The organism is Myxococcales bacterium (assembly GCA_016716835.1).
GTDB lineage: Bacteria > Myxococcota_A > Polyangia > Haliangiales > Haliangiaceae > JADJUW01.
The window spans coordinates 1,694,911-1,720,784 of sequence record JADJUW010000001.1; the positions used below are offsets into that span (position 1 = coordinate 1,694,911).

Here is a 25,874-nt window from a genome sequence, read left to right on the forward strand (position 1 = left end):
CCTCATTCGAACACCGGATTAATCCGGCCCTCATGGGCCTCGACGGTCTCATTCAGACACGGAATACTGCCAAATCGTTCGACGACCGTGCGCATCTCATCAATGTCGGTAAAATCGATTACGTCCGCGGTGCACTTGGCCAGCGAACGAAGGTAGACGACCAGCGCATCGCGCAGCGAAATGCCGGTGTCTTGCTTGGACGTATTGCGCTTGAGCATGTCAAACCCCGAGCCGCCTTTGGCGATGTAATCGTTGACCGCGACGCGGTAGAGGCCGGTTGGCAAGACGGGGCGACAGATGCTGGTGTCGATGGGGCCGTCCGGCGTGGCGCGGCAGTTTTCGCCGAGATAGACATTGCGCGCACAGGCCGACGGCACGTAGTCGTCGGTTGGGTTTGGATCGGGGCAGGTGCCGCGGCACACCATGTCAAACCAAATGCCTGCCACCTGCGCCTGGGTGCGGCAGCCACGCTCGGACGACTTGCGCGAGACAAAATCGAGCATTTCCTGGATTTCTGACCCCGAGAGATACATGACCGTGATGGTGTTCTCGAACGGAAAGACGTTGAACATCTGCTCGACGGTGAGCGGCCCGCGTTCGAAATCGGCGCGAATGCCGAGCGAATTGGTGAGCGCAAACTCCGCCTCGACGCCAGAGCGGGTTTGCATCGAGCGCGCGACGAGATTGCCTAGTTGCGAATCGCCGCCGCTGGTATCGTTGCGCACAACCTTGGTTTGCTCGGGCGGATTGACGAAGGCAAAGACGCCATCGAGGTCAAAGTCACGGTTGATCGCCACCGAGTAGGGCCACAAGATGTCGGCGACTTCCGGGTCATCGGGAATCGTCGCATCGACGGGGATGTTTTCGTAGCTCACGGCCGTGATGCGGCTGCGCTTGGTCGGTTCGGCATTGTTTTCGCCAATGCGCACCACGACGTCGAGACGCCCAACATATTTGGCAAAGGCGCCCGAGTGCACCAACACGGTTTGGTTGCCAAATTCGTCGTTTGGCACCAGTTTAGGCGGGTTCGTGACAATATGCAGGTGGCCGCCGAGGATCAAATCCACGCCCGCTAGCGGCAGGACCTCGTTTTGATCTTCGACCTCGCTCGCCGCCAGGCCCTCGTCTTCATCCAGGCCAAGGTGCGACACTAGGACGACGACATCGACCACCGGTCGCAGGAGCGCGACGTAGTGGTTTACGACTTGGGCATCATCGAGCGGGCGCAGTCCTAGCGAATTGCCGCCCTCAAAGATGCCGGTCATAGATGACCAGTTGGCCATGCCGATGACGCCAACCTTGACGCCGTCGAGATCGAAAATTTGATACGGCCGGACGATGTCTTTGAGCGACCGCATATCCGGGTTGGGCGGATCGTCAAAGATATAGTTCGCCGCGAGCATGGGAAAGCGCGCCCAATTGTCCATTTGCTCAAACAGGTTGTTCGAGCCCAGATCAAACTCGTGATTGCCAATGACGGCGGCGTCCATGCCGGCCTGCGACAGCGCGCGCAATTCGGCCTCGCCCTTGAACATGTTAAAGACCGGCGCGCCTTGAAAGCAGTCGCCCGAATCAAGCCACAGGCTGCGGGCCGAGTCGCGACGGATACGCTTAGCGATGGTGGCCATGCGCGCGACGCCGCCGAATGGGCCGTTTTGCTCGAGCAGGCCGTAGTCGCGATCAAAGCGCGTTGGCACCTGAAAATACGGAAACAGGCGTGAATGAATATCCGAGGTGTGGATGAACGTAAGGCGAATATCCTGCCCAACTAAATTGGGCGGCGTGCGCTCAACCGTACAAGCGGCCGCGCCGACCACCAACGCCATCGCCACGGGAAACACTTGGGTGTAGCGCAGCATTGCGGCGAGCTATAGACGACCCGTCTGACGCAAATCAAGCGCGCCCACGTGACATTATGTGCGCACCCTTCCACGTGCGATCTGATTGTGGTTTACTGCGCCAAGATGCGCAGAGCGAAAATTGTTTGCACGCTGGGGCCCTCCTCGGAAACACCTGAGCAAATTGGCGCACTTATCGATGCCGGGATGGATGCCGCGCGGCTCAATTTCTCGCATGGATCGCACGAGCATCACGCGAAATTGCTTGCTACCGTGCGCGCCGAAGCGGCCAAGCGAAATCGGTCGGTCGCGGTGCTTTTAGACTTGCAAGGGCCAAAGATTCGAATTGGCCGGTTTGGCACCGGCAGCACCGAGCTTGTGCGCGGGCAGACCTTTACGGTCACGACGCGCGCCGACGTGGTTGGCGACAACAACGTGGTGTCGACGAGCTTTACCGCGTTGCCGCGCGACGTGCGCCCGGGCGATCAGATCTTGCTTGACGATGGATATCTCGCGCTGCGCGTCACCGACGTCACGGCGACCGACGTCACCACCATTGTTGAGGTGGGCGGCGTGCTCAAGAACAACAAGGGCATTAACCTTCCAGGCGTCGATGTCTCGGCGCCCGCGCTGTCGGAAAAAGATCGGCTCGACATTGGCTTCGCGCTGCGCCATGCCGTCGACTACGTTGCGTTGTCGTTTGTCCGCACGGCGGACGACGTGATCGAGTGCAAGCAATTGCTCACCGTCGATGGGCTGCGCATCCCGGTCATCGCCAAGATCGAAAAGCCGCAGGCGCTCGAGCGGCTGCCCGCCATTGTCGACGTTGCCGATGGCATCATGGTGGCGCGCGGCGATCTGGGCGTGGAGCTGGGCCCCGAAAAGGTGCCGCTGGTGCAAAAACAGCTCATCGAGTTGACCAATAAAAAGGGCAAGCTCGTGATCACGGCGACGCAGATGCTCGAATCGATGATTTCGGCGCCGCGGCCTACCCGCGCCGAGGCCTCCGACGTTGCGAACGCGGTGCTCGATGGCTCAGATGCCGTTATGTTGTCGGGCGAGACGGCCTCGGGACAATACCCGGTACAGGCCGTCGCCACGATGGACCGCATCGTGCGCGAGATCGAAAGCTCATCGTACTATCAACAATATCTGTCGCCGCCGGAGATTGAGCTGGCGGTCTCGGCGCACGCCATCGCCCATGCGGCGGCCATCTCGGCCAAAGAGATGAAGGCCAAGACGATCGTCGTTGTCACCAACAGCGGCGGCGCAGCGCGGCTGCTCAGCGAATACCGCCCGCAGGCTGCCATCATCGCCATGACCTCGAGCGAGCTGCAATTTCGCCGCCTCGCGCTGGTGTGGGGCGTCACCCCGGTGCTGATTCCGTCGTGCGCCTCTATCGACGAGCTGACCGATCAGATCGAGCAAGAGTTGACGAGCCGTCATCTCGCCAAGAGCGGCGATTTGGTGGTGATTACCATGGGCGTCCCAGTCGGCTCGGGCGCGACGAGCAATCTGCTCAAGCTGCATCGCATGCCGTAACGCAGCGCTTTGTGGCAAAACAGGCTAAGGTCGGCGGGCGTGCGCAACCGCTCTCCCCTCTTGCCGATTTTCTTAATCGTTTTGGTCGATGTGCTCGGCATGACGATCGTCATCCCCCTGCTCGCATATTATGCTGAGCACTTTGGCGCCAGCCCGCTGGTGGCGACGCTGCTGGTGTCGGTTTACGCCGCCTGCTCGCTGGTCTCGAGTCCGATTCTCGGACGATGGTCGGATACGCATGGCCGCCGCAAGATCTTGCTCATCAGCCAGCTCGGCACCTGCCTGGGCTTCATCATGCTGGCGCTGGCCAATAGCCTGTGGCTGGTGTTTCTCGGCCGCATGCTCGACGGCGCGACGGCGGGGAATTTGTCGATCGCGCAGGCCTATGTTTCGGACCATACGACGCCAGAAAACCGCGCCAAGGCCTTTGGCGTGATCGGCGTCGCCTTTGGCATCGGTTTTTTATTCGGGCCCTTAATGTCGGGGAAGATCGCCGCGGCGTATGGGCTGCATGCACCATTTGTGGTGGCGGCGGCACTTAGCGCCTTAAGTATTATTTGCACCGCGACGCTGCTAACCAATGACCTGCCGCCGTCGCAGGCCCCGGCCGCCGAGCCCGTCGCCACGACGGCCGACGGCGCGCTCGCCGCCCCTGCCCCCGGTCGCCGCGCGAGCGTGTTCGACTTGCGCGGCTTTGCCAGCTACTTCGCACGCAAGGAGCTCGCCGTGCTCCTCGTGCTATTTTTCGTGTTTCAGTTTTCGTTCTCGCTGTTCGTCAGTAACTTTGCGCTTTTCGCCGAGCGCCAGTACACGGTCATCGTCGACGCGATTAGCCGGCCGTGGGGCGCCAACGAGGTCGGTCTGCTTTTGGCTTACACTGGGCTGCTGGGCATCATTTTGCAAGGCGGCTTAATCGGCCGACTCGTCAAAGCGTTTGGCGAACGCAAGCTGATCATCGCAGGGTTTGTCGCCAGCGCGGTTGCCTACGCCTTGCTCGATTTTGGCGTCTCGATCACCTGGATCTTGGTGGTGGCGACGATTTCGTCATTCGGCAACGGCGTGCTTAGGCCCGCGGTAACCAGCCTTTTGAGCAAGGCAAGCGGCGCGCATGAGCAAGGCGCCGTGATGGGCGTCTCGCAGTCGCTCGGCTCGATTGCGATGGCGCTCGCGCCGCCGCTCGGGGGATTTCTCATCGGCCATGGCCAGCTCATGGCATGGACCTTGGTAATGGCAGCGGTGGCGGGCGGTGGCGCGATGCTATGCCTATCCTATGTCAAGCAGCCGACGCCATAGCCCATAGCGCGTCGCGAGCAGCGGCCGACTCGCGGGTAAATGGCAAGAGATAAGGCGATCGCGCGACGCGATCAAACCAGAATTTTCCGGAAGAGGCAGCGGCTCGCACACTTGCGGCTAACCACACGATGGTATCGGCGCCCTGCGCTGGCGTACGCAAGTTTGCATGCATGCGGCGGTAAAAGCCAGGCATGGCGTCGCGCACCCCGGCGGTGTCGACCCAGCCAGGATGCATGCAATGCACGACGGTCGTCGACGAGGCTTTTAATTTTTCGGCCCACAGCTCGGCCAGCACCTGCTGCGCGCGCTTGGTCTCGGCATAGGCATTGGTGCCGTTGTAGGGGCGCGCCCGCCATTGACTATCATCTAGCCGCAGCTTCTTGAAATACATGCCGCCGGATGACACCCAGATGACCCGCGCGCCGCTTGCGCGCGCAAGGAACGGCGCGAGCAACGTGGTCAACAGGTGCGGCCCGGCGACGTGGGTGGCCCAGCAAAGCTCAAGGCCGTCGCTCGTTTCAATTCGCTGGCTCGGCATGAGGCCAGCGTTGTGCACCAAAATATCAATGGGCTCGCCGCACCACGCAGCCGCGGCGGCGCGCACGGAGGCGCGCGAGGCGATGTCGCACAAGAGCACCTTGGCCGCACGCGAGCGCCCGCGGCGACGATGGCGTCGCATGCCGCCTCGCCGCGCCCCGCGTCGCGCGCCAGGAGCCAAACCTGCGCGCCGAGCCTTGCCAGCGCCGTCGCAGCCGCTAGGCCAATCCCGGCGGTGGCACCGGTCACGAGCGCGTGCTTGCCCGTGAGATCGACCTCGAGCTCGCCGGGGACAAAGTCCTTGGCATGGCGCTCGTAGCCACGCCGATCAAACGATGCGACGATGCTGGCGTCGAGCAGGCGATTGAACATGCCTGGTCGTAGCATGGCGATGCTTACAGCGCACGCGACGTTACGAGGTTGCCCAGCTAAGTCGCGCACGGCCCTGCGTTTATGGTTATGCTAACTGCATGCAAAATGCCCTGGCTTGCTTTGATCGCAACTTTGCACCGCTTGCCGCCAACTATCAGCTTGAGCGCGTTTCAATGGAGACGTATTGGGCCACCTTTGAACGCGAGCTCAGCTCGCACTTTCCGCCCGAGGTGTTTTTTCGCTTTAGCCGCCAGCCGCCGGCGGAGCTGCCGCTGTGGCCGCCCTCGCCCCTTCGCGATTTTACGTTGGTGCGTCTTGGTGGCGAGGTGGTGGCGCAGTTTTGCGGCGAATTTAGCCGACCCGGCAATTATCGTATGTGGAACACGGTGGTGCGCGCCGACATGCGACGCCGCGGCATCTATCAGCAAATTGTGCAAAGCACCCTCGCCTATACCCGCGAGCTCGGCTTTGACACCGTGAGCAGCGAGCACGCGCCGTGCAATAACGCGATCCTGCTTGCCAAGCTCGGCGCGGGGTTCTACGTCACCGCTTTCGACATCAGCGGCGCGTTTGGGCCATCGCTGCACCTCACGTATTTCCACAACCAGCTGCACGAAGACGCCTTCAAATTCCGCTGCGGCATGGCGACCTTAACGCCCGAGTTGCGCGCCACCGGCCACGGCGCCTTTGCCCAACTGGCGGCCCAGTTCGACCCCAAGTCGATGTAGCCGGATCTTCGCGCCCTTAAATCTTCGTTGGTTGCGACCGCTGTTGGGCGCACGCTTGAAATTGGCCCCCGCGCGGGCGCATACTCGGTTGGGGTGCGGGCGAATTCGTCGATCAAGGACCATGCCGCCGTTTCGGGGGCAACGGCGAAGGTGGCCGACGACGAGGCAGCAACGCGACCGCCGCTCATCGACCCGCTGGTGGCAATGGGCTCAGACTTCGTACCCGGCGATACCAACTGGTCGGGCACGATGAAATGAGCACGTTCGTCGAGCGATCGTATGCATGCGTGCGATGCGCGGCACCGTTTACGGCGAGAGTTGCGATCGCGCTCAACGTAACGCGCCATCCGCATGTTCGTGACGACATCTTAGCCGGCACGTTTCAGGAGGCGACCTGCGCCGCTTGCGGTGCGAGCATGCCGCTTACGACCAAGCTCACCTACCTCGACCTAGCGCGCGGCCAATTGTTTATTCTCGACCCGTATTTGGATATGTCCGAGCAGGCTATCGAGGCCGATTTTCAGGGCGCCATGCAGGCCGCGCTGCCGCACATGCGGGCGCTCGTCGGCGGGCTCGCCCGTCGCGGTGACGTCGCTCGCCGCGCTGCGCACGCGATTCTGCAGGCGGGATAGCCGCAGCTGCTCGCCCGCGTGTTTCCCGCCGACCTCACGCGCTGCCAGCGGCCAGGTTGCGCCGGCAAGTTCAGAGTCATTACCGAAATCATCGACCCCGACGTCAGCTCCAAAATTCTCTCGCATCTCGGCCTGCACAAGGCGGCGACCGCCCCACCGCCAGGCCGCGCCCCGCCGCCTGCACCTGGCTGGGCATGGGCGTCACCGTAGCCCTGGTTTCCGTGACCGACGTTTCAACCGCCGCAGCCAGCTCGCGCCTGGCCGCCGCGCCGGCCTGCGTCCGCCGACGTCCAAACGGCCTAATTTTCCAGCAAAGTCAGTGATCTGAGGGCTCTAAATCCCCCGGAGTCGGTATCCTGAACCCAGCCTGCCCCGCTCGGCCCCTCCACCCTCCCCGACTTCCGCCTAAAATTTCCTATCCTCTCAAAGATGGCGTTCCAACCACGCTGCCGGGTCCCGCGGTAACCGTTACCAAGCAAGGCCAGGCATGGGTGATTGCGTCGCATTACAATCAACCGGTCGATCCGGCCAAGATCGCGACGCTGGTGGCGGCGCTCATCGACGCCGAGGCGAGCGTGCCCATCACGTCAGATCTAAAACGGCAGGCGGAGTTGCACGTTGCCGACAACGAATACGATCGCAAGCTCACCGTGACCATGGGTGGGCGGCAGCAAACCATCTACATAGGGCTGACCACCGGGCAAACCGCCGCGGTGCGGCTGGGCGGCCGGCCTGAAATCTACGAGAGCTCTCGCATTACGCCGTGGAGCGTGGCCGGCGACCCGGCGGGTTGGATGCAAAAAACCTATGCGCAACACGCGCCCATTGCGATGAAGGCGGTCGAGGTCGTCAACTAGAGTGGCACGTGGCGCTTGATCGCGGCGGTGGCGACTGGGCGCTGCTTTTGGGGGGCGTGCCGGTGGTGGCGCCCGCCGGTGGAGCGCTCGACGCAGATCTAATCCGCCAACTGCCCAACCGCGCCGCCAATATTACGGCCGTCGGTCCCGCCGACCCAATGATGCCTGCGCCCACCGAAGGCACCAAAGCCGTGGTGCGCATCTTTGCCACCGAACAAAGCGCCCCACAAACGTACGACGTCGTTGCGGTTGGCAAAAATATTGGGTGCGCGCTCAGGGGCGCCCTGACGCAGTGTTCGTTGCCCGCGAGCAACTGGCCGATCTAGTTGAGCTCTCTATCCAAACCGTGGTCCGGCAGCCTTTGGGCCTGGTCGTGGGTACGATCATACCGCGCGCCCCACGACTGCGTTACAATGCCGCATGTCCGCGCGCTCGTACCTACCCGCCCTCGCGATTTGGCTGCTCGCCTGCACGCCTGTCGAAAAGCAATTGCCACCCGTACCGCCGCCGCCACCCCCGCCTGACGGTCCCGCCACGGTGTTGGTGCTGGATGTCGTCGGCAACGGGCCACTGCCAGGCATCAGCGTGGTGGTGAACGATGCCGATGGCGGCTACCTCGAGACCCTTATCACCAATGACGATGGCATTGCCACCGTCGAAGAGGTGCCCACCGGCGGATCAATTACTGTCGTCCGGCCCTACGACAACTCCTACGACCTAACCACCATCTTTGAAATCGAGCCGGGCGATGAGCTCGTCATGGGGCGCAAGGCGGGCCGCGACTGGAACTATGTCGGCTCGATGGAAGTCTTGCTGCCGGTGGGGCCAGGCAACAACGATCATTATATTATTCACACCAAGTGCGGCGAAGAAGACATCGGCAGCAGCACCTCGGGCGACATTGAATTTCTCGGATTTTGCCAGGATGGTGAGTTTTCGGTGTTCGCGTTGGCGCAAGATTTTCCAATCAGTGCCTATAGCATCTACTCAAGCGGCCACACGTTTGCCGCGGGTGGCACGATTGACCTAACCGGCGCAACCTGGCTGCCCGGCGGCACCTATACCGTTGCGCTGACGCAGCTCCCTGCCGGCCTTAACTACATTTCGGCGCTGTGGAATGCCACCGAAGATGGCTTTAAGATGGGGCGAGGCTATGGCCTCGACGATCTAGATACCGAGCCCAACGCGGTTACCATCGATATCCCGTCGCAGGATGGCGGCGATGGTTCCAATGTCTTGATCGAACTGCATCGCAGCAACGCTAGCGATCAGATTATTCGCGAACAACGCACGGCCAATCGCTACGACAACAGCTACCCTGCCATGGCGCTGCCGATGTTATCGTGGCCGCTGTACAGTTTCGAAGACAAGACGCTGAGCTGGAGCGAGCAAATCCCTGGTGCGGCCGCCGATGCATTTCGCGCAATGCTCTTTTGGACCACGGGCCCAGACGAAGCGCCCACCTATTTCACGTGGACATTTATTGGCTCGCCCGAGCGAACCTCGTTGCACGTGCCAACCATGCCCGCCTCCCTCGGCGACATCGAGCCCACGTTTTCGGCGACGAGCTCGGATACCTGTAATCAGTCGGGTTGCCCACATATCGAGCTCATCGAAACCGATGTGTCCGACGGCTACCGCGATATGCGCCAAGAGCCAGATGTCGACTGGCGCTTTGTCGACAGAGAAGGCAATGTCAGCGGCCTGCCGCCCGAAAAACGCATTCGCATCAGCGGCATGTTCCTTGATATGAGCGAGTAATTTCCCGACCGCGCGCTCGCGGATAGGGCACCTCTGGAGCATCGTGGAGCGGCGGCTGGCTGGCGGGTGCACGTGTCTTCCGGGCCATTTAGGCCATGCGCGAATTGTAGATCCGCATGATGTCCGCCGCGGTCTCTTCGATGGCGCGGTTCGTAACGTCGATCACCGGCCAGGTGTGGTGCTTGCGAAAGATATCGCGCGCAAAGCTAATTTCCGATTCGATGTGCTGCCGCGTGCCATAGCTGGCGTCCTCTGGCATGCCGAGATGTTTGAGGCGCGCCTGGCGAATGCGCGACAGGGTATCGCGGTTAATGATGAGCCCGAACACGCGGCGATCATCGCACTGCACCAACTCTTCGGGTGGATCGATGCCGAGGACCAACGGCACGTTTGCGACCTTCAGGCCGCGTTGCGCTAGGTACGTAGATAGTGGGGGTTTTCGACGTGCGCGAGATACCCACCAAAGTCAGTGATCTGAGGGCTCCAAATCCCCCGGAGTCGGCATCCTGAACCCCGCCTGCCCGGCTCGGCCCCTGCCACCCTCCCCGATTTCCTCCTAAAATTTCCTATCCTCATGTTCCGGGTTGCACAGTCGCTGGATGTCAGGCATTTAGGGGTCATGTCGATAGTTCGCATTTCGCTCGCAAGCCTCGTGGTTGCCTGTAGCTCGACTCAGTCGCGCCCCACTTCAGCGGTGGGCTCCGAAGTGCTCGTCGCCGACAGGTCTGGTGAGTCGCCGGCCACGTTGCCATCACCGGAACCCATCACCGACACACTCTCGGCCACGCCCGACGCTGCACCAAGTGTCGATGCCAACTGGCCCGTGATTCGCCTCGGTCGCAATGGCATCCATGGATTGTCTGCCGGTGACCACGCGGACGCGTCGATCGTCGGCGCGGCGCTTGCGCCGTTTCAGGTCGAGACCGAAGATCCTGAGTGCGTAACGGCGAAGCGCAAGCCCGTGCGCAACCTTGTAGTTGGGCCGTTCACGATAAGTATCGTTGGCAAGGCAATGGTCAAGTTGGTTGCCTCCAACCACGCCGCGCGAGTCGTAACGCCCGACGATGTCAGCACCTCGTCCACACTCGCCGAGGTGCTCGATCGTGGCTTGTCCTGCAAGTGGTTCGACGACGAAGAGCCGCTAGTCGAATGCCGGCGCAAGGGTAGTCGGTACACGTCATGCATTCGTCATCGGCAGAGTCCGCCGACGGCGACCATGGCGAGGGGCCGACGCAAGAAGAACTTCGCGCCTGGGCGCGCGGTGACGGCGTAGACGCAACGGTGTCCGAACTCTGGTTAGGCGAGCGCCTCGACTGTGGCGGACCCTAGCGTGTCTCAGACCGAACGTCAAAGTCAGTGACCTGAGGGCTCTAAATCCCCCGGAGTCGGCATCCTGAACCCAGCCTGCCCCGCTCGGCCCCTCCACCCTCCCCGATTTCCGCCTAAAATTTCCTATCCTCAAGGCCGCCGCCACCGGGTCGCTCGCAGGCAAGATTTTTGGCCGCAAGGGTCACTCTCGGCCCCAAATCCCATCAATATTTTGAGCGGTTAGCTACGCTACTGCGTGATCACATCCAAGCGAACGTGACTACGCAGTACCGGATCTAACATCCGGCAATTACAGGCTAATCGGAAGCCGAGAGTGACCCTAGTCGCCAAGAGTGACCCTAGTCGCCAAAGATGTTACGGCATTTATCGCCGCCGCGAAAACCCGCCAAGGCGATCGCGCAGCAGAGGTGCGGACGTTGGCCTGACGTTTGTACCGGCATCAGCTATTCGATGGGCTGAATATTGACCAGGGACACTTCTCGCACCCACATGGAACGCTGACACCAACCAGCGGCATCCGGCGAACATAGGACATTGCCTGGGTCGTGGAATTTTAGAACACACGTGCGCCCCTCGGTGTCATCCCATGTCCATTTAAGGTACGCGGCGCCAAACCACGAGTACCAATCGTTATCCTCGAACGCCTGGTCCAAGTTCGTCGGAATCAGAAACGTATCCCGGACCTGGGCGCCGCCATTGTAAAAACCTCCATCTGCGCCGCCAAACAGACAATCGATGCTGTCGGCGCGCCAGTATTTCCCTAGTGATTGATCGGCTGCCTGTGCCTTGGATATGGAAAGGACATCATTACTCCAGATGTCTGGAGAATCTGGTTCTGATCCTCCACCGCTTCCGCACGAACCTGCGTAGCTGAAACCTGAAGAAACGCCAAGGGCTAACAACAACTGAAGATGGATTTGCATGCGGCCAGCCTAATTAGATTCAGGCACACGCAGCAGAGAAATCGTCAGCACCGGCAATTTCTAAGTGAACACCAGGGTCGCCACCGGCAACATAAGTAGATATTGGATGTTGTGTTGGGTTTCCGAGGCCAGCCCCGGAACAAGTAGTCTCGGTCATCTGCATGTTCCATTGGTTCCGCGTTCAAACCAAAACGAGATGGAGGCGGGGTCGAAAGTCCCCAGGCGCGGCGCAGATGCGACGTCTGTGGGGATAGGAAATTTCAGGCCGAAATGGCGGTGGGTGATAAGAGCCGCAGGGGGCTGGCTGAGTTGCAACGGCCGCAAGGGTCACTCTCGGCCCGAAATCCCATCAATATTTAGGTGGTTGACTGCGCTACTGCGTGGATCGGCACAAGCGAACGTGACTACGCAGCACCGGATCTAACATCCGGCAATTACAGGCTAATCGGGAGCCGAGAGTGACCCTAGTCGCCACGGATATGGGGGCGGCCCAACCACGTGAGCGCCATTCGAGTTGGCTCGGTTTTGTATTTTGTTTGTATCTAAAAATTGTTTTTTGCATGATGCCTGAGTGAAACACTTTATTTATACGATATGGGCAGGGGTTGTGTTGGTGGCGTGTTCGGGTTCATCGGCGGCACCTGATGGCCCGACGGACGCTCCCATGCTCGATGCGCCCTTGGATGCCGAACCATTGCCTCCCTTGGAGAGTGTCACCTTGGCCGAAAACCTCCTCGGGCCCGTGAACTTGGCGGTGGCGGATGGCTATGCGTTTATCGGGGATCAAATCGCCGATCGCATCGACCGCTGCGAGCTGGTGGATTGTGCAGGGACGCTGGCGCCGCTGGTGCCAAATCAGCCGTTGCGCCAGTTGGCCCACACCGACGCGCACTTGATTTGGACCACCAATGCCGGGGTGTTTCGTTGCGCCTTGCCAGCTTGCAGCAGCGTCGAGCCGCTGCTGGAGCAAGCGCTGCATACAACCGCGCTGCATGTACGCGGTGACGATGTGTACATTGCCGATGCCACGTCGGCTAAATTGTTGCGGCTGCGAATCGGGCAAGCGCCTGAGGTGATCGTGCAAGATCCAGGTGATTGCCGAGGGATCTTGGCAACAGATCAAGACGTCTATTTTACCCGTTATGGGGTGCCGCCAGAAGTCGCGGGGGTTTTCCGCTGCCCGCTGACCGGTTGTGTGACGCCGCCTACAAATTTGTTGGGCAGCGAACCGCTGGTGATCGGCCTACAGTCTTTGCTGCTTCATGAGGGTACGATGATGATGGCTTCCGCCGGGCAGCTCAGCGCGTGTGAAATTACCGATTGCAAAGACACGTTTGTGCCGCTGGTAACCGGGTCTGAATCAAATGAGAGCCTAATCGAAGCCGGCGTCGGCAAGATGGCGTGGGTAACCCGCCCCTCGGGTGTTTCAGTCTGCAGCGCGATCAATTGTGCCACAACACGACAGTCTGTACCTACACTGGGGACGCTGACCCAAGCGCTCGACTATTATGCCGGAAGCCTTTATGTAATTGAGTCCAGTGAGCCCGACAATGGCAAGCTGATTCGCGTCGACGGGTTTTAGGCCGGTCAAGTTAAGACCTCCTACTCAATACAATAGGGATGGTTTTGCGGAAGCCGGCGGCGGTTATGGCTCGAACCACGGCCGACGTCAGCAGCGGCGACGCTGGATGCAGTGGCCGAGCATGGCTGGTGGCGTATGCCGTGCCGAACCTGAGGGTTTGGAAGCCATCGGATCACTGAGATTGGCCAGGTATCGATGATGTTGGCGGTCGGTGATGCGTCGGAGGCCCCGCCGGCAGCCAAGAAGTTGAGTGACTTGCCACTGACAACCTCAAGCGCGCTTGGTTTCGAACATTACGCATCGCGACTGGCTTGAAGCCACCAACGGCGAGGGCGAGGAAATTCTCGCATCACGCCCGCCCGATTAGCAAAATCTGGATTCTGCAGGGGCGCGTGTCACCTGCTACTGGCGCCACGAAACCGCGGTGCAAAGTGAGGCCTCAACACCCCAGCCGTGCCAGTGACATCGACGTGCACGCCCATGGCCACGGGACGGCAAGGCGATCCACGGGCAACGGCTACCCATTGCGAAATGGCATCGGTATTGCATTCGGTATGCAACGATGATGAACCCAACGCGAACCTCAATGACGTGGCTTACACTTTCGACGATGCTGATCGGCATCACTATCGCGACCCCGAGCTATGCTCAGAAACGAGGTGCCCCAGCGGGACGTAGCACGGCGATCAAGGCAGGTGCTGGTAAATTTTCCGCATCGAGCCGCAGCGCAACCGGAAATGTAGATCGTCAACCCTCATCCAGGCTCTAAGGCAGGATGCGACTCACGAAGAAGCCCGTCGCAAAACCCTCGACGGCGACCCGAAGCATCCAGGACGCAACGACCAAGCAAAAGCGATCAACTCGCTCTATCGCGCGTGACTTAGGCATTACGGTCTTTGCTGGGACAGCCGCCTATCTGAGCGCCGTCGTGGCGGGCGATTTCGCAGCAGTAGAGGGTGGCCGATATTTATCCGAATCGATCGGCATGCTGTTCTTCTCGGCATCCTCTATCGTTACGGGCCTTACGGCGGTAATCGGCGGTCTCAAGACTGGCATCGGCATCGCCGATAGCGTCAAACAGGCACGCCCGTAGGGCCTTCTGCCTGCACGACGGTCACATTCTAAAATCTATCAGTGCGCTGAAGGCTTCAAATTCCGCGCGATCCGGCACGTTGCAACCCTGCTGACCTGCTCGGCCACCGCGACCAGCCGCAATTCCCCCCTTAAAATTCCTTGCCTGATCCCCCTTGCGGGCTCGCGCAGCTGACGACGCTCGACCTCAGGCTCCCCAACGTCACCGAAGCGGGACTCGGGCATCTCAGAGGCCTCACCCATTTGAATGGGTACTGCGTTGAGACAGCAGGTGCCACCTTATGTACATGTAACTTGCCACGACCGGTCGTGGAGGCAACGCGTCTTTCGCACGCGCGCGGCTACTGCCTTGCTTGCGGCCCTGGTGGTAGCGTCGTTGGCATGAACACCGCAGACCATGCCGGCGATTGGGACCTGACGCCGTTTTTCCCGGGGCTCGACTCGCCCGCCTATAACGGCTTTATCGACGCCTTGCGCCGCGACCTCGGCGCGTTGAGTGTGCCGCAGGCGGCAACGGCCGCGCAAACCGCGCAGGCGTTGGTGACGCTGCAAGACCTTGAGGCGCGGCTCGAGCAAGCGCGCTCGTATGTGGGCTGTTTGTGTTCGCAGGGCACCAACCCGCCGGCGGTTGCGGCGAGTGCCCAGGTCGATGCGCTTGGCGTTTTGTTAGAGAAATGCTGGATCGACGTGCGCTGCGCGCTGGTGGCGTTGCCCGCCGACGAGCTCGCCACCATGCTCGCGCGGCCCGAGCTAGCCCCTGTCGCCTATTACGTGAAGCGCGCCTGGCAGAAGGCGGGGCAAACCATGGCACCGGCGCTTGAGGGCCTCGCAGCCGATCTGTCGCCAAGCTCGTTGACGGGTTGGAGCCGGCTCTACGATCGAATTTCGGGCTCGCTGACGTTTGAGATGGTCACCGGCGGCAAGGCGACGCGGCAACCCGTGGCGATGACGCGGACGTTTCTCGAAGACGCCGACCCAGCCACACGGCGTGCCGCCTTCGACGGCAGCAATGCGGCGTGGGACTCGGTTGCCGAGTCGTGCAACGCGGCGCTTAACGCCATCGCCGGCACACGGCTGACGCTGTACAAGCGGCGCGGCATCGACGATTTCTTGGCGCCGGCGCTGCACGGTGCCGGCATCGCGCGCGCCACCCTAGAAGCCATGATGGGCGCGGTGCGCGACCGGCAAGACGTGCCGCGGCGCTACCTCACGGCCAAGGCAAAAAAGCTCGGCCTCGCCAAGCTTGGTTTCTGGGACCTCATGGCGGCGCTGCCTCAGCCCGGCGCCGAGCGTTTGCCTATTGAAGGCGCGTGGCAGCGCATTCACCAGGCGTTTGCGCGCGTGCCCGAGCTAGCCAGCATGGCGCAGACGGCACAGCGCGAACGCTGGGTCGACTGGCAAACCCGCGATGGCAAGCGGCCCGGCGGCTACTGCACGGGTTTTCCGCTTAACCAAACCACGCGCATCTTCATGACGTATCACGGCGCGCTGGGCGACGTGCAGACGCTGGCGCACGAGCTCGGCCACTCATTTCACAATTGGGTGATGCGCGACCAGCCATACTGGGCGACGCAATACCCAATGACGCTCGCCGAGACCGCGTCGACCTTTGCCGAAGAGCTGGTATGCGACGCGCTGCTAGCCTCTGGCGAGCTTTCACCCGCGGCGCGCGAGGCCATGATCGATACTCGGCTCGAGGCCTGCAGCGCGTTTATGCTCAACATCCCGGTGCGCTTTGATTTCGAGTGCGAATTCTATCGCCAACGCGCGAGTGGTGAGCTTTCGGTGGCGCAGACCAAGGCGCTGATGTCCGACGCTCAGCGCAAAAACTATGGAGACACGCTGGGAGAAGACGGCCTCGATCCGCTGTTTTGGGCGTCCAAACTGCATTTTTATATTCCCGACCTTTCGTTTTACAATTTCCCCTACACGTTCGGCTATTTGTTCTCCAAGGGGCTCTACGCGCGCTTTGCGGCGCAGGGGCCTAGCTTCATTCCCGACTACATCAAGATGCTGCGCGCCACCGGCAGGGCGCCAGCTGAGGTGGTCGCGAAGGAGACGCTGGGTATTGATCTAACAACGCCGGCGTTTTGGCACTCTGCAATCGACCTTATCGAACGCGAGCTGGAGGCGTACTGTGGCAACTAATTCCGACACGCCTGTGACCGACTTTAGCCAGGCGATGAGCTATGGCGACTACTTGCATCTCGATGAGATCTTAAGCGCGCAACACCCGCGCTCGCCCGATCACAACGAGATGTTGTTTATCGTGCAGCATCAAACCAGCGAGCTGTGGATGAAGCTCATGTTGCACGAGCTGCGCGCGGCCATGGCGCGCGTCGCGGCCGACGACCTCGGCGCGGCCTTTAAGATGCTGGCGCGGGTTAGCAAGATCATGGAGCAATTGGTGCACGCGTGGGACGTGCTGGCCACCATGACGCCGCCCGAGTACAGCGCGATTCGCCCATATCTCGCCAATTCCAGCGGCTTTCAGAGCGCGCAGTACCGCTGCATCGAGTTTGCGCTCGGCAACAAGAACGCCGCCATGTTGGCGCCGCACGCGCACCATGCCGATTTGCTCGCCATGGTGCAGGCCGCCTTTGCGGCGCCCTCGCTGTACGACGAGGCTCTGCGCCTGCTCGCCCGTCGCGGCATCGCGGTGCCGGCGTCGCATACCGCGCGCGACTGGACCACGCCGTATGCCGCCTCGCCCGAGGTTGAACAGGCGTGGCTTGCCGTCTATCGCGACACCGCGCGCTATTGGGACCTCTACCAGCTCGGCGAAGAGCTGACGGACTTGGAAGACGCCTTTCGCCTGTGGCGCTTTCGCCACGTCACCACCGTCGAGCGCGTCATCGGCTTTAAGCGCGGCACTGGCGGCACAAGCGGCGTCAGCTATCTGCGCAAAATGCTCGACGTGGTGCTCTTCCCTGAAATCTGGTCGCTGCGCACGTCGCTCTAGGCGCGCACACCTACCGGCAGGTGGCGCACGTTTCTTCCGCGAGCAAACTTACCGGCAGGTGGGCGCACGTTTCTTCCGCGAGCATAGATTGCAGGGCGGTGTTTGTGGCACCGAGGGATGTGGATACCACAGCCGCCTCGCTGTGCCCCGGACGGCTGCTATCTGCGAGCAGGAAGACACGTGCGCCCACCTGCCGGTCCACCATCTACCCGCGCACATGCTCGGCGAGCAACATCGCCATTTCGAGCGCTTGCTCGTAGTTAAGGCGCGGATCGACGCGACTCTTATAGGCGCGGTGCAGATCGCCCTCGGCCAGGCCGCCGGCGCCGCCGATGCACTCGGTGACGTTTTCGCCGGTGAGTTCAAAGTGTACGCCGCCAAGGCGCGACCCGAGCTTGGCGTGGATGGCAAAGCTATCCTTGAGCTCCGACAAAATATTGTCAAAGCGCCGCGTCTTGTGGCCCTGCGGCGTGGTTTCGGTATTGCCGTGCATTGGATCGCTCATCCACAGCACGTTGCGCCCCGCCTGCTGCACGGTCTCGATTAGCGGCGGCAGGCCCTGCTGCACATTGCCCGCACCCATGCGCGCGATAAGTACGATGCGCCCGGCCTCGTTGGTCGGGTTGAGCACGTCGAGCAACCCAAGCAACCAATCGCGCGTCATCGCGGGCCCAAGCTTTATGCCGAGCGGATTGGCGATGCCGCGATGAAACTCGACATGCGCGCCGTCCAGCTGCGCCGTGCGCATGCCAATCCACGGCATATGTGTCGACAAATTGTACCAACCATCGCGCCGCGGCACGCTGCGGGTTTGCGCCTGCTCGTACCACAGCAAGAGGCCCTCGTGCGACGTGTAGAAATCGGCGCGCTCGAGCACTTGCGCGTTCACCCCACTGACCGCGTTGACAAAGGCCAGCGCGTCGCGAATGGAGGCGACGATGCGGGCGTAGGTCTGCGCATAAGGCGAATTGGCCGCAAACGCGAGATTCCAGTTTTCGGGGTGCTGCAGGTCGGCAAAGCCTCCCGCGGTGAGGCCACGGACAAAATTTAGCGTCAAGGCTGAACGCTCATAGCCGCGGAGCAGCAGCATGGGGTCCGGCTCGCGTGCCTGCGGCGTAAACGCCTCTTCATTGACCAAGTCGCCGCGGTAGGCCGGCAGCGTCACGCCGTCTTTAGTTTCACTGTCAGACGACCGGGGCTTGGCATACTGCCCTGCAAAACGGCCGATGCGAACCACGGGCTTGCGCGAGCCATGCACCAAGATTAGGCTCATCTGCAGCAAGATCTTAAGGGTCGCGGCAATCGGCGTCGACTTGCACTGCGCAAAACTCTCGGCGCAGTCGCCGCCCTGCAAGACAAAGCTCTCGCCTGCCGCGGCCCGGGCAATTTCGCGCTTCAAGGCCTCGACCTCCCACGACGTCACCAGCGGTGGCAATTCGCCCATCGTGCGCACAACCTCGGCCAGCGCACCGGCATCGCGATACGTCGGCTGCTGCGCCGCAGGGCGCGCCTGCCAGGAAATCGGGGTCCACGAAGGCTTATCAGTCATCGAGTTCGGTTCCTTTTTCTACGACGTCGGCGCCGCATTTTACGGGCCGCGGCATCGGCAAAGACATCCGCGGTTTTTTTGGATCAAAATATTGCTTCGCGCTCAGCGTGCCGCCCTTGCGTTTGAGGGCGGCCACCATCTCTTCGCGAATAATCTTGTCGGTCATCACGACATGGTCCTCCGGCAGATTGAGCCGCTTAAACACGCTGCCGCTCGCAAGAAAATCGCTCGTCACCAGGCGAACCGGATCGGTGTCGCCCACCACCTTGCCGGTCGGCCAGCGCAGGGTGAGCGCGAGTTCGCCGCGTTGGCAGGTCGCCTCCGTGCTAAAGCCAGCCCAAAGGTATGTGCCGCTCTTGCGCGTCAGGTTGCCGCGAACAAGTTTTTTGAGCTGGGCGCCATTGAGCATCACGACGGTCACGCGATTATCAAACGGGTTGGCTTCATAGAGCGCACCGTAGGTCAGCTCGCCCGCGGGCAGCTCGGCGCGCACGCCGCCGGCGTTGGTGAGCGCGGCGTTGGCCTTGGGCACCATGGTCAGCATGAGCTCAGCGAACAAGTTGCCCAGCGGCGATTCATTGCCGTAGCTGCGAGTAAACTGATCGGCGAGCACAACCCCAACCGGCGTGCCGCGCAGCGTCTTCGCGTCGCGGGTGGCGGGTGCGATCACATCGATAATGCGCGCATCGGAGGCAATCGGTGTGCCGTCATACCAACCCGAAATGCAGCTCGGCTTGTTGTCGTTCGCCGCCTTGTCGCCGGCGCAGAGGTCGTGGGGCGGAAAGATTTTCACGCCCGTGACCTTGTCGCCGCTGACGCGGACGTCGACGCGGCCAAAGGCGCGCCCCGAGGCGAACGATTCGATCACCGCGATGTCGTTAATCCAGTGCGCCATGCCGGCATGGGTATGGCCGCCAACGATGACGTCAACGACCCCTGCGGGCAGGCGCTTCACCACCTTGACCAGTTCGCCATCGTTGTCGCACGAGGCGTGGTTGTGCGGCGAATGCAGATCCTTGCATGAGCTGCCCATGTGGGCGAGCACCACCAGCACGACGGCGCCGCGCGCGCGCAGCGCGGCGGCCTGAGCGACGATGGCCTCGGCCGGATCCGAAATCGCGACGTCGGCGAAGTTGGCGGGCATCGTCGTATATGGCGTTGACTCGGTGGCAATGCCGATGAAGCCAATCTTGACGCCGCTTTTCTCGACGATCACCGACGGCGCAAGCCCAGGCCACGACACCGCCTCACCGCTTGCCTTGTCGACGATATTGGCCGAGACAAACGGAAACTTGGCTTGCGCCATGCGCGCCTTGATCGCGCCGCGCGCGTCGTCGTCGGGCGACGCGGGGGTCACCTTGGGCCCCACCGGGCCAAAATCGAATTCGTGGTTGCCGAGGGTCGCGGCATCGACGCCCATGACGTTGTAGGCGTCGACGACGACCTGCCCTTCGCCGAGGTTTGACTCCAAGGTGCCCTGAAAAATATCGCCGGCGTCAACCAACACCACATCACCCTTATCGGCTCGCCTCATGGCGCGCAGGTGTTCGACGTAGCCAAGGAGCAGCGGCAAGCGATCGATGGCGCCGTGAACGTCATTAATGCCAACGACGGTGATGGTTTTGGCCTCCGCGGTCACGCCATTGGTGCGCGGCGATGTCGCCGGCAACGGCTTTGGCGCCCCATGGCAAGCCGCGAGGAGAGTTGCGGCCATTACCAAGCCCTTGGCTACATGCAAGGGGCTTGACGTGCGCGCGGCGACAGCGGCATTTTGAAGTAAAATCTTCACCGCGGCAGTGTACCTGACTGCCCGTTGGCGGGGTTGGTGGGCGCGTCACATTTGCGTCGCTTGCGCCACCACGGGCGGCCTGCTAGCGTGCCCACATGCAACGCAGACGCCTCGTGGCCACAACCCTTCCTTCCCTGCTCTTGGCCCTGGTCGCCGGCGCCGCATGCGCCAAGCCAAGCACCACCTCGGCACCCAGCGTCCCGCCGGTTGGCGTGGCCATTACCGACGTCGATCGAACGGCGACGGCCCCTGCCCCAACCGCAATCGCAACCGTGGCCAAGCCGCTTTTCTGGACGGCCACCAAGGGCGATCAAACCGTACACCTACTCGGCACCATCCACATGGGCGTCTCGGCCGACGAATTGCCCGCCTCGGTGTGGGAAGCGTTTGCCGTGAGTAAGCAAGTCGCAATCGAGGCCAACATCCAAGATCTGGGCCTGATGGCAAGCATGCTGCGCAAGGACAAGCGTACCTTGCAGGACGAGCTTGGGCCCGCGACGTGGGGCAAGCTAGTTGCGCTACTTGGTGAAAAAGAGGCCATGGGGCTAACGCGCTTTAAGACCTTTGTCGCGACCATGCGTGTGCAAATGCATGGCCTTGAGATCACCCCTGGCGTCGATATTGGCGTCATCGAGCGCGCCAACAAGAGCAGCAAGCCACTGGCCTATCTGGAAGAAGGCTCGCTGCAGATGCGATTGCTGGAAAAATGGATGACCGCGGGCGTCGTCGCGGCCATGATCGACAACGTCGGCAAACTCAAGTCCGTCAATGATGGCTTGGTCGCCGCGTATCGCGCCGGCGATGAGGCCGCATTGCTCGCGATTGCCGAAGATGATAGCAGCGCGGCCTCGATGGGCATGACCGAAAAAGATGCAACGCAAATGGAATTTGAAATGCTCGAGCAGCGCAATCAATCGTGGATCGCGCCGATCGAGAAATTAGCCGCCGTCGGGCCCGCCTTTATCGCGGTAGGTGCCATGCACCTCGTCGGCGACAAGAGCGTGGTTAAGATGCTCGAGGCGCGCGGCTGGAAGGTGGAGCGTCAATGAAGCGCCCGACTCGCAGCCGCTTAGGCGCGGCGACGGTGCTTGCGCTGTCCCTGCTGGCCGCCTGTCGCGGCAAGGAACAAACAGCCAAGCCCTCGGCTGACGATCCGTGGGCTAGTAAGGCGCCGGGGTCGGCGGCAACCGCGACGCCCACGGCCGAGCCTGCCGCGCCCGCGGAGCCAGCGCTGACCCGCCCCTTTTTCTACACCGCTAAAAAAGACACGCAAACCGTCTATTTGCTCGGCACCATGCATTTGGGGGTCAACGTTGAGGCCTTGCCACCGTCGGTCATGCAGCCCTTTGCGGCGTCCAAACAACTCGTCGTCGAGGCCGATATCAATGACCCAACCTTGCTCGGCGTCGTGCTGCGCAAGGATGGCAAGACGCTGAGGGACGACCTCGGCGCCGAGGCCTTTGCCAAGTTCGAGGCCGTCGTGGGTAAGCAACAGGCCGCCGGTGCCAACATGCTGCGCCCCGCCATGGCCGCCACGCTGGTCCAAATGCAAGGGCTGCCGCAGACCGGATTTATGGATATGAAGTTAATCCAGGCCGCCCGCACCGCTGGGGCCGAGGTGATTTTTCTCGAGAGCGCGGCGTCGCAGCTCGCGCTGCTAGAAAAATGGATTACCGCCAAGACGCTGATTGCCATGCTCGATCACGTCGAAACGATGAAGCAGAGCAACCAGGAGCTGCTCGCGCTGTATCGCGCCGGTGACGACGTAGGGCTGCTCGCGCTTTCCAAGGACACCAAACAGGCGGCGCTCATGGGCGTCACGCCGGCCGAGCAGGACGCCATGATGAAAGATCTCTTGCTGACGCGCAACGCGGCATGGATCCCAGGCATCGAGGCGGCCGCGGCCAAAGGCCCAACCTTTGTCGCCGTTGGCGCGCTGCACCTGCTTGGGCCTGGCAGTGTCGTCGAGCTGCTGCAGGCCAAGGGCTGGACGGTTGAGCGTAGTCAATAAAGCGTTGCTAGGCTGCCTCGGCGCGGTCACCGCTTGCAACGCCCCCCCTGTCCGTCACGCGGCCGCGCCGCTGAGCTCTACGGCGGACGCGGCCCAAACGGGGGCCATCGCGAGCGACGCGTGGTACGAGCTCGCGCTGCACGGCGAAAAAATTGGCTATGCGCATGAAACGATGGACGCACAGGCGCATGGCGTGACGATGCGCCGCGAGGAGCGTGTCGCCTTCACGCGTGCCGGGGCCCCCGTCGACTTTCACGCCATCTACGACGCGACGTTTGCGGACGGCCGTTGGTCAGGCGAGGTGACGACGGCAATGGGTGGCGCGACCTCCACTCGGCCGCTCATGCCGGACATCGATGCGGTGTCCTGCATCCCCGCGGTCTTCGCCGCGACGTGGCTTGCGATGGGGCAGTCTGCGCCCGCATGCGGCATTGACCCGGCGTATGAGGGGCTGCGGCTTGCAGCGGGAATCGAGCGCGTGCCGCAAAGCGCCAGCGTGGGCACCGCGTGGCGCATCACCTGGCATCACCCGTGGGGCGAGCTGACAAGCACGGTTACTGGTAGCGCCGGCCAATTGCCCGACGTCGTTACCAGCAGCGACGGCGCGACGGCGCAAAAAACGACGGCGCACCTGGCGCAGGTCGCGTGGACGCCGCCGGATTTGCTCGCGCTCACCGCGGTCAAGGCGCAGCGTGTAGCCGATGGCGTGCTCGTCCCCGCGCGCCATCGCCCGCAGTCGCCAGCACTAGCCGCCATGCGGTTTCCCGGCCAACGCGAGGCCGTCACGGCGGACGGATACTGGGTGAACGTCACCCTAACGCCGTCGCCGTTGCCTGCCGCTGCCTTGCCGCTCCTACCCGGCGAAGTCGCGACCACCCCGCGCGTGTTGACCACGATGATGGCGGCGTTGCACAAACAGTTGGCGCCCTCGCTGCAGCTCGGGACGGGGCTTGGGGATTGCCGCGCCATGAGCGCACAACTCGGCGCCGATCTGGCGCAGCGTCGCATCGCCTTTCGCTATGCGACGGGGTGGCGTTTGGAGGCGGCAAGCAGCCGCCTCATTCGCCACCGCTGGCTGGTCGTGCGCGCCACGCACGGCTGGATTTCGATCGATCCGGCCTTTGCCGAGGTGCCGGCACAACCTGTGCTTATTGGGCTGGTGCTTGAAGATCCGTCCCAAGGTCCGCCTCAAGGGGACTTGGTGTTTGACCTGGCGATGGCGTCTTCCAGGCCACGAAGCCGCGATGAATGAGCTTGGCTAAAGCGGCCACCGCATCGCCTTCGCGCAGCTGGCTATTGCGCACCAAGGACATCACGTCCCACACGCCGTCGATGCGGCGATACATGCGATCTTCGGCGTCAGATAACCCGCTTGGCGCCGCGCCCGACTGCACTGGTATGCGAATCGTTCGCATGATATCGAGCGCCGCCACCATGTGGCCCGCGCGCTCGAGCGCCTGCTCGGCCTGCACGACGATGGCATCCTTGGGATCGAGGGCTCGCGCCCGTTGCAGCAATTTCACGGCATCATCGAGCATGCCGAGCCGCAGCCGCGACAGCGCGCCGGAGGCAAACTCGGCGGCCGAGTCGCTGCGTGGCGTGCGGCGCTTGTCGTACTGCAAATGCCCGGCCTCCAGCAAATCGGCGAGGCGCGTATAGACCGCGGTCTTCTGCCCGAGGCGCCGTGCCGCCAATTCCCCTGCCGAGCGCCCGCCCACCGCATTGACCCAAATGTCGTGCAGGTCAGCGTTGCCAAGGATCGCCGGCGGCGCGGCACCGGGGGCAAAGAAACGCAATTCGTCGTGTGGCACCAGCGCGCGCAAGCGCCGCCACGAATCGGACTTTTCCAGGGCAAAGCGCCACACGTCGTCGAGCGGCAACTCGACGGGCACGCCGACGTGATGCGCCTGCACCCGGGTGACCGTAAATGCCGCGTTCTGCCAGCTCAGCAGCTCGCTCACCGTTTCGAACATCTTGGTGCTCACCACCTCGACGATCGTCGCCTCGGGCACCGCGTGCGACAGCTCAAGAATTTTTCCAAGACCTAGCGTTGACTGTTGCTGCATCTCCTCGGCATGAAACTTCGCTTCATCGCCGAGTAGCCCCGACGCCGCCAAGATGCCACCGAGCTGCTCTTGCGGCGATGACGAGCCGGCACCGACGAGCATGCCGTGGCTCAAAAACAAGGTTAACTCGCGGTCGTCGATCAGCGAGCCTTGGTCATATTGCTCGCCGGCCGTGCCCGCGCGCCCGAACGTCGTTGGCAGCCGAATTGGGTCGAGGCAGCGAAACCGTACCGACGCCACGACGCCGCGTCGCGTCGCCCAATCGATGAGATCCTCAAGCGAAAACGTCGCAAATTCACCGACCAGCGCCACGAGTTTCAGGTTAGCCCAAAACGAGCTACACTGGTAGTTATGGGCACCTCTGAAACCCCCGCGGGCAGGCCATCGACCACGACCGTGCCAAGCCCACCGCAGCTGGTCGCGCTGGCCGTCGTCTTGGCCACGGCCAGCGTGTTGGTTGGCCTTTACATCTGGATGGTAAACCCCGCCGCCTCACGGGAAACGCGTGCGGCCTGCACCGGCATGCGCTCACAAGCGGTCAACCCCAAGCTGGGCGCGTTGCCGGTAGCGGCGCCAGAGGCGTTATTTAACCGGTATGACGGCAAGCAGGTAAAATTGTCAGATTTCCGAGGCAAGGTCGTCGTGGTCAATTTCTGGGAGGCGTCGTGCAAGACGTGCAAACAGGAAAAGCCCGGCCTTTCTCGCATGGCCCGAGGCGCCGATGCCGACGAGCTCGCGGTCCTTACGCTTGCCGGCAATGAAAGCTGGGACGATGTGCGGGCGTTGTTTCCACAGGGCGCCCCGTTTGAGGTCTTCCTCGACGCGCCGGCGGCCGACCAAGTGATTGGCCCCATTGGCGCGGCGTGGGGCGTAACCGGTTGGCCGGAAACCTTCGTCATCGACGCCAAAGGCGTGATTCGTTACCACTATGTCTCGTATCGCGATTGGGAATCGAGCATCGCGCAGACCTGTCTGCAAGCGCTGATCGATGAGGCCTAGGGCGCGCCAGGC

General features: G+C 62.2%; 23 protein-coding genes and 2 pseudogenes. 17 read left to right on the plus strand and 8 right to left on the minus strand.

Going from position 1 to position 25,874, the window contains the following annotated elements:
* Positions 1-2 precede the first annotated feature (2 nt).
* Positions 3-1,859 (minus strand): bifunctional metallophosphatase/5'-nucleotidase, encoded by a 1,857-nt coding sequence (locus IPL79_07475; GenBank protein ID MBK9070823.1) that lies wholly within the window; start codon positions 1,857-1,859, stop codon positions 3-5.
* Positions 1,860-1,964: 105 nt separating this feature from the next.
* Here IPL79_07475 and pyk point away from each other — a divergent pair, with 105 nt between their 5' ends.
* Together pyk and IPL79_07485 are read left to right on the plus strand one after the other, a co-directional pair.
* Positions 1,965-3,380, plus strand: coding sequence for a pyruvate kinase (gene pyk, locus IPL79_07480; GenBank protein ID MBK9070824.1), 1,416 nt, complete (start codon positions 1,965-1,967; stop codon positions 3,378-3,380).
* A gap of 99 nt (positions 3,381-3,479) precedes the next feature.
* On the plus strand, positions 3,480-4,673 hold the full coding sequence (locus IPL79_07485) for an MFS transporter (protein MBK9070825.1): 1,194 nt from the start codon (positions 3,480-3,482) through the stop codon (positions 4,671-4,673).
* On the opposite strand, the gene IPL79_07490 is transcribed toward IPL79_07485, so the two are convergent.
* Complete coding sequence (locus IPL79_07490) at positions 4,654-5,304, minus strand: SDR family NAD(P)-dependent oxidoreductase (GenBank protein MBK9070826.1); 651 nt, start codon at positions 5,302-5,304, stop codon at positions 4,654-4,656. The two genes, IPL79_07485 and IPL79_07490, sit on opposite strands and share 20 nt — an antisense overlap.
* Before the next feature lie 17 nt (positions 5,305-5,321).
* Positions 5,322-5,582 (minus strand): annotated as a pseudogene (locus IPL79_07495) (SDR family NAD(P)-dependent oxidoreductase).
* A gap of 98 nt (positions 5,583-5,680) precedes the next feature.
* On the opposite strand from IPL79_07495, the gene IPL79_07500 reads away from it, so the two are divergent.
* The 6 genes from IPL79_07500 to IPL79_07525 all read left to right on the plus strand — a co-directional run bounded on the left by IPL79_07500 (position 5,681) and on the right by IPL79_07525 (position 9,560).
* Positions 5,681-6,310: a GNAT family N-acetyltransferase gene (locus tag IPL79_07500; protein MBK9070827.1), complete on the plus strand. Its 630-nt coding sequence runs from the start codon at positions 5,681-5,683 to the stop codon at positions 6,308-6,310.
* A gap of 93 nt (positions 6,311-6,403) precedes the next feature.
* A complete protein-coding gene (locus tag IPL79_07505) occupies positions 6,404-6,568 on the plus strand; it encodes a hypothetical protein (protein ID MBK9070828.1) in 165 nt (54 codons plus the stop codon).
* A complete protein-coding gene (locus IPL79_07510; GenBank protein ID MBK9070829.1) occupies positions 6,565-6,942 on the plus strand; it encodes a hypothetical protein in 378 nt (125 codons plus the stop codon). Before IPL79_07505 ends, IPL79_07510 begins: the two co-directional genes overlap by 4 nt.
* Positions 6,943-7,433: 491 nt before the next feature.
* On the plus strand, positions 7,434-7,799 hold the full coding sequence (locus IPL79_07515) for a DUF4340 domain-containing protein (protein ID MBK9070830.1): 366 nt from the start codon (positions 7,434-7,436) through the stop codon (positions 7,797-7,799).
* Positions 7,800-7,807: 8 nt separating this feature from the next.
* A complete protein-coding gene (locus IPL79_07520) occupies positions 7,808-8,125 on the plus strand; it encodes a hypothetical protein (GenBank protein MBK9070831.1) in 318 nt (105 codons plus the stop codon).
* 94 nt (positions 8,126-8,219) lie between these two features.
* Entirely contained in the window at positions 8,220-9,560 is a 1,341-nt protein-coding gene (locus IPL79_07525) for a hypothetical protein (protein ID MBK9070832.1), read from the plus strand.
* Between the two features lie 88 nt (positions 9,561-9,648).
* Here IPL79_07525 and IPL79_07530 read toward each other — a convergent pair.
* Positions 9,649-10,017 (minus strand): annotated as a pseudogene (locus IPL79_07530) (kinase/pyrophosphorylase).
* Between the two features lie 162 nt (positions 10,018-10,179).
* On the opposite strand from IPL79_07530, the gene IPL79_07535 reads away from it, so the two are divergent.
* On the plus strand, positions 10,180-10,833 hold the full coding sequence (locus tag IPL79_07535; protein ID MBK9070833.1) for a hypothetical protein: 654 nt from the start codon (positions 10,180-10,182) through the stop codon (positions 10,831-10,833).
* Between the two features lie 499 nt (positions 10,834-11,332).
* Here IPL79_07535 and IPL79_07540 read toward each other — a convergent pair whose 3' ends face one another.
* Complete coding sequence (locus tag IPL79_07540) at positions 11,333-11,812, minus strand: hypothetical protein (GenBank protein ID MBK9070834.1); 480 nt, start codon at positions 11,810-11,812, stop codon at positions 11,333-11,335.
* A gap of 571 nt (positions 11,813-12,383) precedes the next feature.
* Here IPL79_07540 and IPL79_07545 point away from each other — a divergent pair.
* From IPL79_07545 to kynA, 4 genes are all read left to right on the plus strand, one after another.
* On the plus strand, positions 12,384-13,394 hold the full coding sequence (locus IPL79_07545; protein MBK9070835.1) for a hypothetical protein: 1,011 nt from the start codon (positions 12,384-12,386) through the stop codon (positions 13,392-13,394).
* 775 nt (positions 13,395-14,169) lie between these two features.
* Positions 14,170-14,487 (plus strand): hypothetical protein, encoded by a 318-nt coding sequence (locus IPL79_07550; protein ID MBK9070836.1) that lies wholly within the window; start codon positions 14,170-14,172, stop codon positions 14,485-14,487.
* Between the two features lie 380 nt (positions 14,488-14,867).
* Positions 14,868-16,634 carry a M3 family oligoendopeptidase gene (locus tag IPL79_07555; GenBank protein MBK9070837.1) on the plus strand — a complete coding sequence of 589 codons (1,767 nt, stop codon included), beginning with the start codon at positions 14,868-14,870 and terminating at the stop codon, positions 16,632-16,634.
* 34 nt (positions 16,635-16,668) lie between these two features.
* Positions 16,669-17,448, plus strand: coding sequence for a tryptophan 2,3-dioxygenase (gene kynA, locus IPL79_07560; protein MBK9070838.1), 780 nt, complete (start codon positions 16,669-16,671; stop codon positions 17,446-17,448).
* Positions 17,449-17,653: 205 nt separating this feature from the next.
* On the opposite strand, the gene IPL79_07565 is transcribed toward kynA, so the two are convergent.
* Positions 17,654-18,997: a 3-deoxy-7-phosphoheptulonate synthase class II gene (locus IPL79_07565; protein MBK9070839.1), complete on the minus strand. Its 1,344-nt coding sequence runs from the start codon at positions 18,995-18,997 to the stop codon at positions 17,654-17,656.
* Positions 18,990-20,786 carry a 5'-nucleotidase C-terminal domain-containing protein gene (locus IPL79_07570; protein ID MBK9070840.1) on the minus strand — a complete coding sequence of 599 codons (1,797 nt, stop codon included), beginning with the start codon at positions 20,784-20,786 and terminating at the stop codon, positions 18,990-18,992. The genes IPL79_07565 and IPL79_07570 overlap by 8 nt, the downstream gene beginning before the upstream one ends.
* Before the next feature lie 95 nt (positions 20,787-20,881).
* Between IPL79_07570 and IPL79_07575 the strand changes: the two genes are divergently transcribed.
* The 3 genes from IPL79_07575 to IPL79_07585 are packed head-to-tail and all read left to right on the plus strand — an operon-like array spanning position 20,882 to position 24,049.
* On the plus strand, positions 20,882-21,835 hold the full coding sequence (locus tag IPL79_07575; protein ID MBK9070841.1) for a TraB/GumN family protein: 954 nt from the start codon (positions 20,882-20,884) through the stop codon (positions 21,833-21,835).
* Positions 21,832-22,797, plus strand: a complete 966-nt coding sequence (locus tag IPL79_07580) for a TraB/GumN family protein (protein MBK9070842.1) — start codon at positions 21,832-21,834, stop codon at positions 22,795-22,797. Before IPL79_07575 ends, IPL79_07580 begins: the two co-directional genes overlap by 4 nt.
* The gene (locus IPL79_07585; protein ID MBK9070843.1) at positions 22,781-24,049 is read left to right on the plus strand and encodes a hypothetical protein; all 1,269 of its coding nucleotides are present in this window, start codon (positions 22,781-22,783) and stop codon (positions 24,047-24,049) included. Before IPL79_07580 ends, IPL79_07585 begins: the two co-directional genes overlap by 17 nt.
* Here the strand turns inward: IPL79_07585 and IPL79_07590 are convergent.
* A complete protein-coding gene (locus IPL79_07590) occupies positions 23,946-25,175 on the minus strand; it encodes a hypothetical protein (protein MBK9070844.1) in 1,230 nt (409 codons plus the stop codon). The two genes, IPL79_07585 and IPL79_07590, sit on opposite strands and share 104 nt — an antisense overlap.
* Positions 25,176-25,214: 39 nt before the next feature.
* On the opposite strand from IPL79_07590, the gene IPL79_07595 reads away from it, so the two are divergent.
* Positions 25,215-25,862, plus strand: a complete 648-nt coding sequence (locus IPL79_07595; GenBank protein ID MBK9070845.1) for a redoxin domain-containing protein — start codon at positions 25,215-25,217, stop codon at positions 25,860-25,862.
* The last annotated feature ends 12 nt before the right edge of the window (positions 25,863-25,874 follow it).